15 protein-coding genes are annotated in these 12,570 nt (G+C 59.1%); 11 read left to right on the top strand and 4 right to left on the bottom strand.

Annotated features, from left to right (window positions below; translation table 11 throughout):
* The first annotated feature begins 15 nt into the window (after nt 1-15).
* Together ACYBHZ_RS14135 and ACYBHZ_RS14130 are read left to right on the top strand one after the other, a co-directional pair.
* The gene (locus ACYBHZ_RS14135) at nt 16-558 is read left to right on the top strand and encodes a hypothetical protein (protein ID WP_460274928.1); all 543 of its coding nucleotides are present in this window, start codon (nt 16-18) and stop codon (nt 556-558) included.
* Between the two features lie 195 nt (nt 559-753).
* The gene (locus tag ACYBHZ_RS14130) at nt 754-1,056 is read left to right on the top strand and encodes an HlyU family transcriptional regulator (RefSeq protein ID WP_460274927.1); all 303 of its coding nucleotides are present in this window, start codon (nt 754-756) and stop codon (nt 1,054-1,056) included.
* Between the two features lie 57 nt (nt 1,057-1,113).
* On the opposite strand, the gene ACYBHZ_RS14125 is transcribed toward ACYBHZ_RS14130, so the two are convergent.
* Nucleotides 1,114-1,965, bottom strand: a complete 852-nt coding sequence (locus ACYBHZ_RS14125; RefSeq protein ID WP_460274926.1) for an SDR family oxidoreductase — start codon at nt 1,963-1,965, stop codon at nt 1,114-1,116.
* Nucleotides 1,966-2,077: 112 nt separating this feature from the next.
* Between ACYBHZ_RS14125 and ACYBHZ_RS14120 the strand changes: the two genes are divergently transcribed.
* The 6 genes from ACYBHZ_RS14120 (at nt 2,078) to ribD (ending at nt 5,560) form a co-directional block, all read left to right on the top strand.
* On the top strand, nt 2,078-2,467 hold the full coding sequence (locus ACYBHZ_RS14120) for a winged helix-turn-helix transcriptional regulator (protein ID WP_460274925.1): 390 nt from the start codon (nt 2,078-2,080) through the stop codon (nt 2,465-2,467).
* 87 nt (nt 2,468-2,554) lie between these two features.
* Entirely contained in the window at nt 2,555-2,854 is a 300-nt protein-coding gene (locus ACYBHZ_RS14115) for a hypothetical protein (RefSeq protein ID WP_460274924.1), read from the top strand.
* A gap of 68 nt (nt 2,855-2,922) precedes the next feature.
* On the top strand, nt 2,923-3,438 hold the full coding sequence (locus ACYBHZ_RS14110) for a hypothetical protein (protein WP_460274923.1): 516 nt from the start codon (nt 2,923-2,925) through the stop codon (nt 3,436-3,438).
* Nucleotides 3,435-3,854 carry a secondary thiamine-phosphate synthase enzyme YjbQ gene (locus tag ACYBHZ_RS14105; protein WP_460274922.1) on the top strand — a complete coding sequence of 140 codons (420 nt, stop codon included), beginning with the start codon at nt 3,435-3,437 and terminating at the stop codon, nt 3,852-3,854. The genes ACYBHZ_RS14110 and ACYBHZ_RS14105 overlap by 4 nt, the downstream gene beginning before the upstream one ends.
* A gap of 141 nt (nt 3,855-3,995) precedes the next feature.
* Nucleotides 3,996-4,463 (top strand): transcriptional regulator NrdR, encoded by a 468-nt coding sequence (gene nrdR, locus ACYBHZ_RS14100; RefSeq protein ID WP_460274921.1) that lies wholly within the window; start codon nt 3,996-3,998, stop codon nt 4,461-4,463.
* Complete coding sequence (gene ribD / locus ACYBHZ_RS14095) at nt 4,460-5,560, top strand: bifunctional diaminohydroxyphosphoribosylaminopyrimidine deaminase/5-amino-6-(5-phosphoribosylamino)uracil reductase RibD (protein ID WP_460274920.1); 1,101 nt, start codon at nt 4,460-4,462, stop codon at nt 5,558-5,560. Before nrdR ends, ribD begins: the two co-directional genes overlap by 4 nt.
* Here the strand turns inward: ribD and ACYBHZ_RS14090 are convergent.
* The 3 genes from ACYBHZ_RS14090 to ACYBHZ_RS14080 all read right to left on the bottom strand — a co-directional run bounded on the left by ACYBHZ_RS14090 (nt 5,553) and on the right by ACYBHZ_RS14080 (nt 9,963).
* Entirely contained in the window at nt 5,553-7,283 is a 1,731-nt protein-coding gene (locus tag ACYBHZ_RS14090; protein ID WP_460274996.1) for a capsular polysaccharide biosynthesis protein, read from the bottom strand. The two genes, ribD and ACYBHZ_RS14090, sit on opposite strands and share 8 nt — an antisense overlap.
* Before the next feature lie 26 nt (nt 7,284-7,309).
* On the bottom strand, nt 7,310-8,440 hold the full coding sequence (locus ACYBHZ_RS14085) for a polysaccharide biosynthesis/export family protein (protein ID WP_460274919.1): 1,131 nt from the start codon (nt 8,438-8,440) through the stop codon (nt 7,310-7,312).
* A gap of 218 nt (nt 8,441-8,658) precedes the next feature.
* Nucleotides 8,659-9,963 carry a capsule biosynthesis protein gene (locus ACYBHZ_RS14080; protein ID WP_460274918.1) on the bottom strand — a complete coding sequence of 435 codons (1,305 nt, stop codon included), beginning with the start codon at nt 9,961-9,963 and terminating at the stop codon, nt 8,659-8,661.
* A 206-nt stretch (nt 9,964-10,169) separates the two neighbouring features.
* Here ACYBHZ_RS14080 and ACYBHZ_RS14075 point away from each other — a divergent pair, with 206 nt between their 5' ends.
* The 3 genes from ACYBHZ_RS14075 to ribB all read left to right on the top strand — a co-directional run bounded on the left by ACYBHZ_RS14075 (nt 10,170) and on the right by ribB (nt 12,567).
* Nucleotides 10,170-10,769 carry a riboflavin synthase gene (locus ACYBHZ_RS14075; RefSeq protein WP_460274917.1) on the top strand — a complete coding sequence of 200 codons (600 nt, stop codon included), beginning with the start codon at nt 10,170-10,172 and terminating at the stop codon, nt 10,767-10,769.
* Nucleotides 10,766-11,326 (top strand): hypothetical protein, encoded by a 561-nt coding sequence (locus ACYBHZ_RS14070; protein ID WP_460274916.1) that lies wholly within the window; start codon nt 10,766-10,768, stop codon nt 11,324-11,326. Before ACYBHZ_RS14075 ends, ACYBHZ_RS14070 begins: the two co-directional genes overlap by 4 nt.
* Nucleotides 11,327-11,451: 125 nt before the next feature.
* Nucleotides 11,452-12,567 carry a 3,4-dihydroxy-2-butanone-4-phosphate synthase gene (gene ribB, locus ACYBHZ_RS14065; protein ID WP_460274915.1) on the top strand — a complete coding sequence of 372 codons (1,116 nt, stop codon included), beginning with the start codon at nt 11,452-11,454 and terminating at the stop codon, nt 12,565-12,567.
* Nucleotides 12,568-12,570 lie beyond the last annotated feature (3 nt).

Genomic DNA, 12,570 nt, shown 5'->3' with positions numbered 1-12,570 from the left:
GGCGTTTTTTGTTTTATGGAAAACAGTGAATATACCCAATACGAAGAAGCATTTGCCCTCAAGACCAGTCTGGAGCGAATTTTAGGTCATGAGGAATGGCTTCGCTTGAAGGATACTCGAAGCATTGGTGCTTGGCGAAAATCGCTTTTGCGCGCACTGAAATCTTCTTCCGTTGCAATTAACTCAACGGTGAAAGTCGCAGATGATCAGTGGCGCGATGAAGCTCAAAGAATTATCAGACAATGCGAAGAGAGATTAAGAACCGTTTCGACAATTAGAGAAGCCTTTGCAGTTATTGCGGCTTGCTATATCGAACTAAGTTTTCATCAGTTAGGGTTCTGTCCAGACCGGCAAGGGTCACACGCTAAAGTGAGAGCGATAGACGCACATTGGAATCTTTCTACCTATCGTTCAGTTCAATATGTGCAGAATGAAGAACAAGCACTTTGGCATGAATACCATCAGGATCATAGAAGCCCGAATGAAAAGCTATTTGACGAGCGGTATAAGAGATTGCGCGGAACATGGCCGCAGGCCGCCGCGCATCGGACATGCTGAAAGCATCCCTCCGGCATGACCCGGCCCCACGGTCTGGCGATTTTGTAAGCGCAGCCTTTCGTTCAAATCTCCGACGGATTTGGCAGGCATAAAGTGCCCCGTACCACCGTTTCATCACCATCCCCCGGTCAGGCGATGCGCGGCTTGCACTTCGGAGGCGGGGGCTTCAAACTGCCGCCCAAACAGGAGGCCCCTATGTCCCTTTTCGGAAAACTCTTCGGCGGCAAATCGCAAGCTGACACCACCTCTCAATCCGCCGCCAAGCCTGAGCTTTACGGCAAGGATTACCGCATCTTCCCGGAGCCGATGAAGGCGGAGAGCGGTTATCGTATCGCAGCAAAGATCGAGAAGGATTTCGACGGCGAAACCCGCGCGCATATGATGATCCGGGCAGATACGATGAGCGATATCGACGATGCGCGCCAAGAAAGCCTGCGCAAGGCGCAGATTTTCATCGACCAGATGGGCGACAGTATTTTCGACGATCCCCGGATGTAAGCTCCGGCATGTCAGAGGCCAGATGTGAAAAGCCCCGCTCAAGCGGGGCTTTTGTGTTTAGAGCGCGGCTTTGACCGTCGCAGAGATCGGCTCGGTCGGGTGGCCGATCAGTTTGGACAGGGTTTTGCTGTCGTCGAACAGCGCGCCTGTGGCGGCTTTCGCATCCGAATCCGCGAGGATGGCGGCGAACCCGGCGGGCAGGCCTGCGCCGACCAGAGCCTCGGTAAAGGCGGCTTCCGGCATGTCGGTGTAGACGACCGGTTTGCCGGAGGCTTCCGTGACGATGGCGGCATAGTCAGTAAGCGTATAGGCCTCGTCACCCGCCAGTTCCAGAACCTCGCCGTCATGACCTCCGGCCAGTACGATGGCGGCCGCTTCGGCGAAATCTTTGCGCGTGGCGGTTGCGAGTTTGCCTTCGCCTGCGGCCCCGAAATGCTGGCCCAGTTCAAGGTCTTGGCCGAGCGTCATGGTGATGTTTTCGGAATACCAGCCATTGCGCAGAAGCGTGTAGGACATGCCGCTGTCTTTGAGCATGGCCTCAGTGGCGAGGTGCTCTTCGGCCAGTGCCATATTGCCGGTGTCGGCCTTGAGAATCGAGGTGTAGGCGATGAATTTGACGCCTGCAGCCTTGGCAGCCTCGATCACATTGCCATGCTGCGGCGCGCGCTGACCAACTTCGGAGGAGGAGATCAGCAGAAGGCGCTCAACCCCATCGAATGCCGCCGTGAGAGCGGCCACATCGGTGTAATCGGCGCGACGGGTGGCGATGCCCTTGGCGGCGTAGAGATCGGCGCCTTTGTCGGAGCGCACCAGCGCGATGATGTCATCTTTTGCAACGAGCGTGGCGAGGTGGTCGACGACAAGCTGGCCGAGTTGGCCGGAGGCGCCGGTGACGAGATATTTGGTCATATGCATTCCCTTTGGGGTTCGTTTCGGGTACAAGTCTCAATTAGAGACCTAAGTGTTCAATGAAAAGGAGGCACTTTTTCGGTCCAAGGTAACATGAAGGGAACCTTCTCAAATGCGCGACATTCCGATGAGCCGCCTTGAAGAGTGGAAAGCGATGGGGTTTGAGCCGCAGAACTGCCCGGTGCGGCAGGTGCTTGACCATGTGGCCGCGAAATGGACCTCGCTTATTTTGCTGGAGTTGGAAAACGGGCCGCAGCGGTTCAACGCGCTGGGACGGTCACTCCCGGACATTTCCAAACGGATGCTGACCCAGTCGCTCCGCGATCTGGAACGCGACGGGCTTGTGGCGCGTGAAGTTTTCGATACGAAGCCGCCCTCGGTCGCCTATAGCCTGACGGAGCTCGGGCAGTCCTTTCTCGCACCGCTGCATCTCCTGATCGATTGGGCCAGTGTGAACATGCCTGAGATCGAGGCGGCACGGGGTGCATTCGACCAGAATTGACGGCTCCTCGACAGGAAATCGGATTTCGTTGAAACTTATTTAAGCTTTCCCGCGTTGGTCTTGGACAACCTACACGGGAGAGCTGTCATGACACCTATTACAAAGGCCCTTCTCGCCTTTACCTTCGCCATCGCTGCCTTTGCGATGATGGCGCCTTTGGGTGCTCTCGGCGAAGCCGTGCAGGATATGGCGGTCTTGGATGGTCCCTATGAGACTACGCCGGAGAGCGATCTGATCGTGATCGCGGTGCCGGAAGCAGATTTGCAGCGATGTATCGCCTCGCTGGACGCGGTTTTCATGGGGCCGGTCGTGGATGCACAAGTTCAGACGGCGTCTCTGAGCTTGGACAAGAACGGCCCGACCGTGCGCTGTGTGGTAGAAAGCTGACGGGATCGTTTTAAAACGTCTGCCAATGCGCTACCCCTTTTAGACGCAGGTTGGGTAGGGGTAAAAAAATGATGGTTTCCAAAGGCGGTCTGGCGCACAGAGGCGGCGCGACGACATTGGCGTTGATCTTGTGCGTCACAGTGTCCGAGGCGGCGAAGGGACAAGAGGCGCCATTGCTTCAATGCAAATTCTCGAATGAAAAATACGTGTCTCTCACGGCGGATGCGGCGGGTGTAACCTATCGTTTTGGGCGTCCCGGTCAGATGCCGGAGCTTGAACTGAATCGTCCCTATTCCGAAGTTGTCGTAACGCCTTGGCCCGGTGTTGGCGGGTCCATCTGGGAAGAGCTGCGGTTGAAGAATGGCGATATCAACTATGTGCTCTGGGGGGATTTCGATCGGATGTCCGAGGCGCATGATGTGAGGGCGGGCATTGTGGTCGAACGGTCGGGAGAGGAGCTTGCGCGGCTCGACTGCCTGCCGGAGACCATCGACTACACCGTGTTTGGCTTTGCCGATGCCTATGAGGCGGCAGGCTATTGCTGGGACTTCGATGAGGACGCTTGGCAGGAGGTCTGCGAATGAGCCATCGCCTGTTTGAAATTTCGACCTCTGGTCCGGGGCTCTATGAATGGACTGCGGACCTGGCCCGTTGGGTTGCGGGCGAAGGTCCGGTTGAGGCCATGCTCACGCTTATGGTGCAACACACGTCTGCCTCGCTTGTCATTCAGGAAAATGCTGACCCGGAAGTCCAGACAGATCTACAGGCCTATTTCCACCGCCTCGTGCCGTCGACTTCCGATCCATCCATGTCCTATCTGACCCACACATATGAAGGTCCGGATGATATGCCGGCGCATATCAAGGCGGCGCTTCTGCCTACGACGATCACAATTCCTGTTTTGAACGGACGCATGACCCTTGGAACATGGCAAGGTGTTTACCTTTTCGAACATCGGGACCGTCCGCATGTCCGGCGAGTTGTGGCGCTTTTGCGTTAAGGATGGTTGCGATCCGGTCTACAACATCTAGCGCTGAAAATTTGATCTACCCAAATTCTGGGTAAGCCCCTATAGTGCCTGTGGATAACTGGGGTGCAGCCCCCGGATGAGGCAGCGAAGACCAGAGAAGGGGACGCCAGAATGCGTTGTCCGTTTTGCGGAAATATCGATACCCAGGTGAAAGACAGTCGTCCGGCCGAGGATCATGTGGCGATCCGGCGTCGGCGTTTTTGTCCGGCCTGCGGTGGGCGTTTTACAACCTATGAACGGGTTCAGCTGCGCGATCTTGTGGTGGTGAAAACCAACGGGCGTCGCGAAGATTTTGATCGTGATAAGCTTGAACGCTCAATCCGCATCGCGGCGCAGAAACGTCCGATCGAACCGGAACGCCTCGATCAGATGATTTCCGGCATTGTCCGGCGTCTGGAGAGCATGGGTGAGACGGATATCCCGTCGAAAACCATTGGTGAAATCGTCATGGAAAGCCTCGCACGGATCGATACCGTGGCCTATGTGCGCTTTGCCTCCGTCTATAAGAATTTCCAAGCGGCAGACGATTTCGATAAATTTGTCAGCGAGTTGCGCCCCGACGCCAAGCCCGACGAATGACCACATCCGAAGATTTGCGCCATATGCGCCACGCACTGTCTCTGGCGGCGCGTGGCCTTGGCCGGACTTGGCCGAACCCTGCTGTGGGATGTGTCATTGTCAAGAACGGGCGCATTGTCGGTCGCGGTTGGACACAGCCGGGCGGGCGCCCGCATGCAGAGGTCGTCGCGCTCAAACAGGCCGGAGGCGCGGCCCGTGGCGCGATCGCCTATGTCACGCTCGAACCTTGCTCCCATCACGGCAAAACACCTCCCTGTTCCGAAGCACTGATCGCGGCGGGGCTGTCGCGTGTTGTCGTCGCTTTGGGCGATCCCGATCCCCGTGTGAACGGTCGGGGCTTTGCGATGTTGCAAGAGGCAGGCATCGAGGTCGTCACGGGCGTCTGCGAAGAAGAGGCGCGGGTGGCGCAACAGGGTTTTTTGTCGAAAGTCACGCTTGGCCGACCGATGATCACGCTGAAACTGGCGATGTCATGGGATGGCCGGATTGCGACGGCGACCGGGGAAAGCCAATGGATCACGGGGCCAATGGCGCGCCGTCGGGTCCATGCCATGCGCGCCAGCCATGACGCGGTTCTCGTCGGTGGGGGCACGGCGCGGGCAGATGATCCGTCGCTCACCGTGCGCGGGCTTGGCGTTGCGCATCAACCCATTCGCCTTGTGATGTCGCGTCGGCTCGATCTGCCGTTGGACAGTCTCTTGGCCCGCACGGCGCACGATATCCCCGTTTGGATTTTGCATGGCCCTGACGCTGCGCCGGAGTTGGTTTCCGCTTGGCAGCAGCTGGGCGCGGAGTTGATTGAAGTTCCTGTGGCCTATGGCCAGATCGACCCGCAGGCGGCTCTGCAAGCTCTAGGCGCGCGCGGTTTGACGCGGGTGTTCTGCGAAGGCGGCGGGGCGCTTGCGGCGTCACTGCTCAGTGCAGGGCTCGCGGATCATGTTGCCCTTTTCACGGCGGGCCTTGGGATCGGGGCGGAGGGCATGCCGGGGCTTGGCGCTTTGGGCTTGGACAGGCTGCAAAACGCGCCGCGCTATCATCTCGACAAGATCGAACAGATTGGCCCGGATGCTCTCACGCTCTGGTCGAAGACTAGCTGAGACCGAGCGTCGCCGCTCGTATCTGCCGCAGTTTTGCGAGCAAGTTTTGCATCAGACGGCTGCGCCCTTTGGGTGACTGCGCAAGATACTCCAAGGCTTCTTCTGGCGACAACGGGGCTCCGGTCTTGGGATCGAAATAGCGCGGATAATCGATGAGCACTGCATGGGCGAGGGCCATGAGGTCGGGCCGTGCGGCACGTCTCGCGGGCACGGCGCCAAGATCGGTGGTCAGTCCCCAGCCCGCATAAAACGGCGTGCCGGTGCAGGTCACTGGTTTGCCGCGCATCAGCGCTTCAAAGCCGATCAGAGAGGTCATGGTCCACACCTCGTCGCAGGCGTCGATCAGAGCCAACGGATCACTGTCTTTTGCGATGACATCAGCGATCTGCGCTGCCTCGTGTACTTTGCCGCGGCGCAGACCTGCTTCGACATCCGGGTGCGGTTTGTAAATCAGGATCGCGTCGGGATGTGCCGTGCGGGCCGCTTGCAGCAAGGAGAGATTGGTCGAAATCTCTCCGGCCCCCAGCGTGATGGAGGCGTCATCCTCGACCTGTCCGGCCACCAAGATGCGGTGTCCCTCCGGCAGCGCGGGCAGGGTGGCTCCGACGTTGTATTTGCTCAGGTGCAGGGCCTTCATCCGGTCGATGAAGCGTTCGATCCGGCTGCGCTGGCCGGGCGTGAGCGTCGCGCGCGCCGTGATCATCTCTTCGAGGGCTGAGGGGCGTGTCGGGTCGAAATAGATGCCTTTGTCGTCCAACACGAGGGACAAGGGGCGCACCAAAGCGGCGCCCAGACCGCGCGAACGCAGGAACCCATCCTCAAGCCGGAGGTCAGACGTGGGAGCGGCCCCCCATGCAATATGGCGCAGGCCTGCGTTTTGTTTCTGCGTGATCGTTTGCGGGCTGTCACTGAAAGTGATCGCAGTGCGCCCAAGGTAGCTCCGCAGAAACCGACGTTTCCAGCGCAGGATGCCGGAGGCGATGTAGCCGGGCGCATCTTCGCGTGCGGCGCGGTCACGGGCTTCCAGCCGGGCGAGGATGTCTTCGAGGTCGAGATTGGTTTCACCAGAATGCCATGTCGTCGCCTGTATCACGGCAGCGAGAAAGAGCTGCGCGCGGGTGAGACGAAGCGTGCTATGGGGATTGGGCGTTTCATCCTCGGTCAACCCGAGCGAGCTGTACCAAGGCTGCCCAAAGACACGGGGGCGATGCCCAGCTAGGATCGCGTCGAAGCCGTAGCCTGAACTGTGCGTGTAAACCGCAGTGGCGCTTTCAAGCAGCCGGTAGAGATTGGCATGCGCAGGAAGGATGGTGAGGCGGGGATCATCCGAGGTTGAGAAGACACCTCCCTCACAGGTCAGTATGACGACATGTGCGTTAAGTATTTCGGTTTGAGCGAACACGAGCATTTCAGCCATGTCCGCCGCACTTGGGGGCGTTTCGGCTCCTGCGGGTTGATCCAAAACGAGTACAAATGGAACATCTGGAGTGAGATCTGGGTCATATGCATTTCTAGAGCGCGACAATTTCAACGAAACCAGCCAATCGATGCTCTGCCGGGCGCGCGCGAGCGAGGCGGTGTCGTCGAGCTGTGGGGCCGCGATCAAGTCATGCCAGTAGAGTGTCGCGCAGGACAGGTCGGTCTCATTCTCGAGCCGTTCGATGAGAAGAGACGGCTGAAACGAAAGCCGCCCCGGCAGGGCAGCCGGGGCGGAGGAAATCATATTGCTCAAGGGCGTCGCCACGCCGATCAGTTGGCGACGTTAGCCAGCGAGTCGACGGAGGATGTCGCACCGGTAATAGCACCCAGAGTTTTCTGCCACTGGGTGAACGGTGCTTCGGTGACATAGATCGTATCGCTATCACGGATCAGGAAGTCGCGCGCAAGGAACAGGCCGTTGGGTTGGGTCAGATCAAGCATGTAGATAAGACGCTGCGCCCCGGAAATATCATCGCGCCCGAGCACTTGCTTGGAAATGGCTTCGGGTTCGTTGCGGAAGACGAAGACACCGGTCGGATCGGCCGAATTGGTGTGCAGGCCGCCAACTTGAGCAATGGCTTCAAGTGCGGAAAGATTGCGTGCTTCGAAGGGGATGACACGTTGCGCACCAGTTGCGCCAAGCGCGGTGAAGGAGCGCGGGTCGGCTTCGACGAGAATGCGGTCGCCGTCGCGGAGCGGGATGTCATATTTCGGATTTTCGTAGAGATCCTGGAACCAGACGGTGCCGGATTTCGAGCCGCGCATGACTTTGACCTGAGCGATGTCGGCTTCGACAGAAACGCCACCGGCGCGGGCCAGCATTGCGGTGAGGCGGCGGGTCGGCCGCTCAATCGGATAGACGCCTTGTCCGGCCACCGAGCCAGTGAGGGTGACTGTCGCGCCATCGCCCGCAGAACGGGTTACCATGACCTGCGGATCAGGCGTTTGCGTGTCGAGCTTCTCGGTGATCAGGCGGCGGATCGCTTCGGGGCTGTTGCCTGCAGCTTTGATGCGGCCAGCATAGGGCACGAAGATAAAGCCGGAGCCATCGACCTGAACATCGGAGAGTACGGTCGCATTGGCACCTGCGCCCGCCAAAAGCCCGTCATCCACGTTTTCCCAGATGGTGAGCGAGAGCACATCGCCCGGAGAGATCGTGTCGGACCCCACAATACCGGCATTCTGGAAGGCGCTGGAGAAACCAAGCTCTTCATTGACGGCGGTTACGGCGTTCACGTGATCGTTCACGGCCACGACGAAGGCATCGCCTTGCTCAAGCACAGAGCCTGCAAAGATTTCTTTTTTGTTCGGGCCGGAGCGGGGCAGGCCACATGCAGAGAGGCTTGTCACCACGGCAACAAGCGCCACAGCGCGGAGTGTACGCGTTGTCAGGATGTTCACTGCTCTGTCTCCTCTGCCCCATATTTTTATCGGGTTTAATCAGAAGATTACTGGCTGGCGAGTCAAAAATCCAGTTTTGTGGCGGGAAAGGGAGACGCGGCGTAAAGGGTGTTGCGCGAAGGTCGCGGGGGTGCAGAGAGTGTGTTTCTGGCGAACGACGTCTCATCATCTAGTGGTGCACATGCCGCGTCATGTGCTCAATTTTGACGCACTTGCAGTTACTTGACGAGACGAAGGGGCTGGCGTGGCGGGGCTTTGCCGCTCAGGAGGGCTGTGTCGGGTGCTTCGGAGGCGAGCATCAGATCGACGACCTGACGCATAAGCTGGCGACGACCGCGTTTCGAATAGAAGCCCCCCGGCACCTGAGAGGTTTCGAGAAGGAACTGACGATAATCGCGATAGGCGCGGGTGTCAGGGCGATCCGGCTGCGCGAAGAACGCTTCAAGTTCCTGATGTGACACGAATTCCGGCTTGTCATAGACCGCACGACCGAGAATGCGCAGCGGGATGCCGAGGGACAGAACCTGCTGCCCGGCGGTCGAATTTACGGTTACGGCGGAACGGGCATTCAGAAGGAGCCTCTGAAGTTTGCCGCCGCGCACGTAATGCACCCGGTCCTCGATCCCGAATTCGGAGGCGATACGGCGAATTTCATGTTTGAGATTGCGCCGGTCATTTTCCAGTGGATGTGCTTTGAACACGAGGTGATGGTGCTGCGGCGCGCCTTTGGCGAAGCCCTTGATCACGTCTGCGACGAATTCCGGCATGGTCGAATAGGGGCTGTGGACCTGAAAGCTGGTGTCATGTTCGAGTTGCAGCAGGGCGATGTGGAACGGATGGCCCGCTGCAAGGATCGAACGGGTGTGCCAGCCGCGCGAAATCCAATGCTGCGGCATGAGAACAAGCCGTTTGAAATAGAGCAGAAACTCGCGCGAGACGGGCAGGTCCCTGTGGCCGCGGTAGTGCCGGAAGCCCGAGTTTCGGAACATGACGAACCAATGGTAGAGCGCGCCGTAGAAGATGTGTTGACGCATATCGCCCCATTGCGCGGGAGGTTCGATATTGTCGTGGTCGATATTGGCGAGCGCCGCCCGCATCTCTGCGACCGAGAGGGTCATCAGGGCGGAGTTCCCGTTGGAGCCATTGCGCTCATAGGTCACCCAATAGGGGCGGATATACCCCTCTTCAAAGACATGAACGGTGAGGCCGAGCGTTTGTGCGCGCTCAATAGTAAGGGCGTGGACCGGACGGGTGTCGCCATAAAGGACGATGTCGGTGATCCCTTTTTGATGCACGATGCTTTCAAAGGTGTCGGGCCAGATCTCTGGCTTGTCTTTGAACGCGATGAAACTGTCTTTGGAAAACCAAAAGGCGCTATCGCCTGCATTAAAGCCGACACGCCAGACCTTGCTCCCGGCAGAGGCCAGCATCTTGCTGAGCCCCCAGAAGAACGGCCCATGTGGCCCCTGAAGCATCAGGAACACGCGGGGCTTTGGGTCTTGGGTCTCGGGGTGGCTTTGCATGACGCTGTCTTGCGCTATCGGGGTGGGTTTGTCTTGGTCAATGTTGGCGTAGTTGCAAATTTCGTCTGATTTGTGGCTCTGTGAGCGCAGGGAAAAGGCGGCGGTAAGACCTTTGAGGGGCAGAAGGGGGGCCGTCTGAGACCCTAGCCGCTTGCGGGGCGGGCGGCGGAAGGCTACCTGTTGGGAGCAAATGCGAAGGAGACGGCATGTTCACAGGGATCATCACTGATATCGGTACCGTGTTGGAATTGGAAAAACGCGGTGATCTGAGGGCGCGGATCGGATGTGCCTATGATGTGGATGGCATCGAGATCGGGGCCTCGATTGCCTGTGACGGTGTTTGTCTGACGGTGATTGCGCTCGGCACCGAGCCGCAGAACTGGTTCGACGTGGAAATCTCGGCAGAGAGCGTGTTGAAAACCAATATCGGGGCTTGGGTCGTTGGCAAGCGGCTGAACCTCGAACGCGCCTTGAAGCTCGGGGATGAGCTTGGCGGGCATATCGTGTCGGGCCATGTTGACGGGGTGGCCGAAATCACGGCCATGGTGGATGAAGGCGACAGCACCCGGATCACCTTTGCCGCGCCAGATGCTTTGGCAAAATTCATCGCGCCGAAAGGATCGGTTGCTCTCAATGGAACGTCCTTGACGGTGAACGAGGTCGAGGGCGTTTCCTTCGGCATCAACGTCATCCCGCATACGCAGGAGGTGACGACATGGGGCGTTGCCAAGGTGGGCGATAAGATCAACCTTGAGATCGACACTCTGGCGCGCTACGTGGCGCGGCTGCAAGAGTGTCAGGCATGAGCGTGCAGGGGATAGGTCACAACGGTGGACCGTCTTTTGATGCGGGCGTGAGGTTCCGGCAGTTTGCCTGGAAGAAAGCACGCAAGGGGCTCTTGGGTGAAAGCCTTCCGATCGAGGTGATCCGCATGCGGGTGCGCCGGGCCTCGGAATTGGGTCTGCCTTATAAATCTTATGCTTCGATTCGTGCTTCGACTGGGCGCGATGTTGTCGGTTTCCTGTTTTCCTCGAATGCCCTGCGGTTGATCCGTCAGGGCGACAAGATGCCGGTTGCCCATGCCGACAAGCTCTCCACTGTGAAAGCCGCGCGCATTGTGGCGGCGCATCGCCCGCTCGTGCCGGAACTGATCGAGGAGCTGGAAACTATTGATCGAGCAGGGAGCGCGCCGCGCCCCTTTGCCCCTTGGGGGCAGCAACGTGCCGCTCTGACGGAGATTTTGGGCCGCTCATTGCCTCGGGATGGCGTGGTGCTGATCTCTGATGCGCCCTTCGAGACGGAATGGTGCATGGCGGGCAAGCTGGCTGGTCAGATTGCCGCCGGGGAGTTTTTCGGCGGCTAAGGGCGATTGCGCACGGGAATTGCGCGGAAATGCTTGGCGATTGTGCATGGCAACGGGCTGGCGTTTATTGGAACAAAGCTGTACGGAAAGGCGACCAAATTTCCAGAAGGCCCGCCGAGACGACCATGTCCGAGACTCTGAAAACCGACAGCGATAGCTATGAAGCCGCCATCTCCCCGATTGAGGAGATCATTGAAGACGCCCGCAACGGGCGGATGTTCATCCTTGTGGACCACGAAGATCGCGAAAACGAAGGCGATCTGGTGATCCCGTCGCAGATGGCGACGCCGGAAGCGATCAACTTCATGGCCACCAACGGGCGCGGGTTGATTTGTGTGACCCTCACGGGCGACCGCATCGACGCGCTGGGCCTGCCGATGATGGCGTCGAACAACTCCTCGCGTCACGAAACGGCCTTCACTGTTTCCATCGAAGCGCGCGAAGGCGTTTCCACCGGGATTTCCGCCCATGACCGCGCGCGCACCGTCGCCGTGGCCATCGACCCGTCGAAAACCGCCGCTGACATCGCGACGCCGGGCCACATCTTCCCGCTGCGCGCCCGCGACGGCGGTGTGCTCGTTCGTGCTGGCCACACCGAGGCTGGTGTCGATGTTGCCCGCCTTGCAGGGCTTCTGCCCAGCTCCGTGATCTGCGAGATTATGAACGAGGACGGCACCATGTCGCGCCTGCCCGATCTCGTGGGCTTTGCGCAAAAGCACGGTCTCAAGATCGGTACGATTTCGGACCTGATCGCCTATCGTCGCCGCCACGACAACCTCGTGACCCAATCGGCCTCCCGCACTGTCACCTCGGCCTTCGGCGGTGACTGGGATATGCAGATTTACACGGACGATCTTCAGGGCGCCGAACATATCGTGCTCTCCAAAGGCGATATTACCGATGGTGCGCCGGTTCTGGTGCGGGTGCATAACCTCAACCCGCTCGAAGACGTTCTCGGCATCGGTCGGACCTCCCGCGAGATGGAAGGTGCGATGGAAGTGATCGCGGAAGAGGGGCGCGGCGTTGTCGTGCTTCTGCGCGACACCACGATGAAAATGGTCGAAGAGGGCGAAAGCTCGCCGCAAACGCTGCGCCAATACGGTCTCGGCGCACAAATTCTCGCGGCGCTGGGTCTGCACAAACTGATCCTCGTGAGCGACAGCCCGCAGCCGAAAGCGCCGGGTCTTGAGGCCTTTGGCCTTGAAATCACCGGCACGCGCAAGATCACGGAAGGGAAGTGACCC

This window comes from Celeribacter sp. ULVN23_4 (genome assembly GCF_054788345.1).
Note: the sequence above shows the minus strand (reverse complement) of the source record. Positions and strands in the feature narration are given on the sequence as shown.

Excerpts from the sequence above, each read along its gene's own strand:
- ACYBHZ_RS14135 (WP_460274928.1), top strand. The coding sequence starts at position 16 with ATGGAAAACAGTGAATATACCCAATACGAAGAAGCATTTGCCCTCAAG.
- ACYBHZ_RS14130 (WP_460274927.1), top strand. The coding sequence starts at position 754 with ATGTCCCTTTTCGGAAAACTCTTCGGCGGCAAATCGCAAGCTGACACC.
- ACYBHZ_RS14125 (WP_460274926.1), bottom strand. The coding sequence starts at position 1,965 with ATGACCAAATATCTCGTCACCGGCGCCTCCGGCCAACTCGGCCAGCTT.
- ACYBHZ_RS14120 (WP_460274925.1), top strand. The coding sequence starts at position 2,078 with ATGCGCGACATTCCGATGAGCCGCCTTGAAGAGTGGAAAGCGATGGGG.
- ACYBHZ_RS14115 (WP_460274924.1), top strand. The coding sequence starts at position 2,555 with ATGACACCTATTACAAAGGCCCTTCTCGCCTTTACCTTCGCCATCGCT.
- ACYBHZ_RS14110 (WP_460274923.1), top strand. The coding sequence starts at position 2,923 with ATGATGGTTTCCAAAGGCGGTCTGGCGCACAGAGGCGGCGCGACGACA.
- ACYBHZ_RS14105 (WP_460274922.1), top strand. The coding sequence starts at position 3,435 with ATGAGCCATCGCCTGTTTGAAATTTCGACCTCTGGTCCGGGGCTCTAT.
- nrdR (WP_460274921.1), top strand. The coding sequence starts at position 3,996 with ATGCGTTGTCCGTTTTGCGGAAATATCGATACCCAGGTGAAAGACAGT.
- ribD (WP_460274920.1), top strand. The coding sequence starts at position 4,460 with ATGACCACATCCGAAGATTTGCGCCATATGCGCCACGCACTGTCTCTG.
- ACYBHZ_RS14090 (WP_460274996.1), bottom strand. The coding sequence starts at position 7,283 with ATGATTTCCTCCGCCCCGGCTGCCCTGCCGGGGCGGCTTTCGTTTCAG.
- ACYBHZ_RS14080 (WP_460274918.1), bottom strand. The coding sequence starts at position 9,963 with ATGCAAAGCCACCCCGAGACCCAAGACCCAAAGCCCCGCGTGTTCCTG.
- ACYBHZ_RS14075 (WP_460274917.1), top strand. The coding sequence starts at position 10,170 with ATGTTCACAGGGATCATCACTGATATCGGTACCGTGTTGGAATTGGAA.
- ACYBHZ_RS14070 (WP_460274916.1), top strand. The coding sequence starts at position 10,766 with ATGAGCGTGCAGGGGATAGGTCACAACGGTGGACCGTCTTTTGATGCG.
- ribB (WP_460274915.1), top strand. The coding sequence starts at position 11,452 with ATGTCCGAGACTCTGAAAACCGACAGCGATAGCTATGAAGCCGCCATC.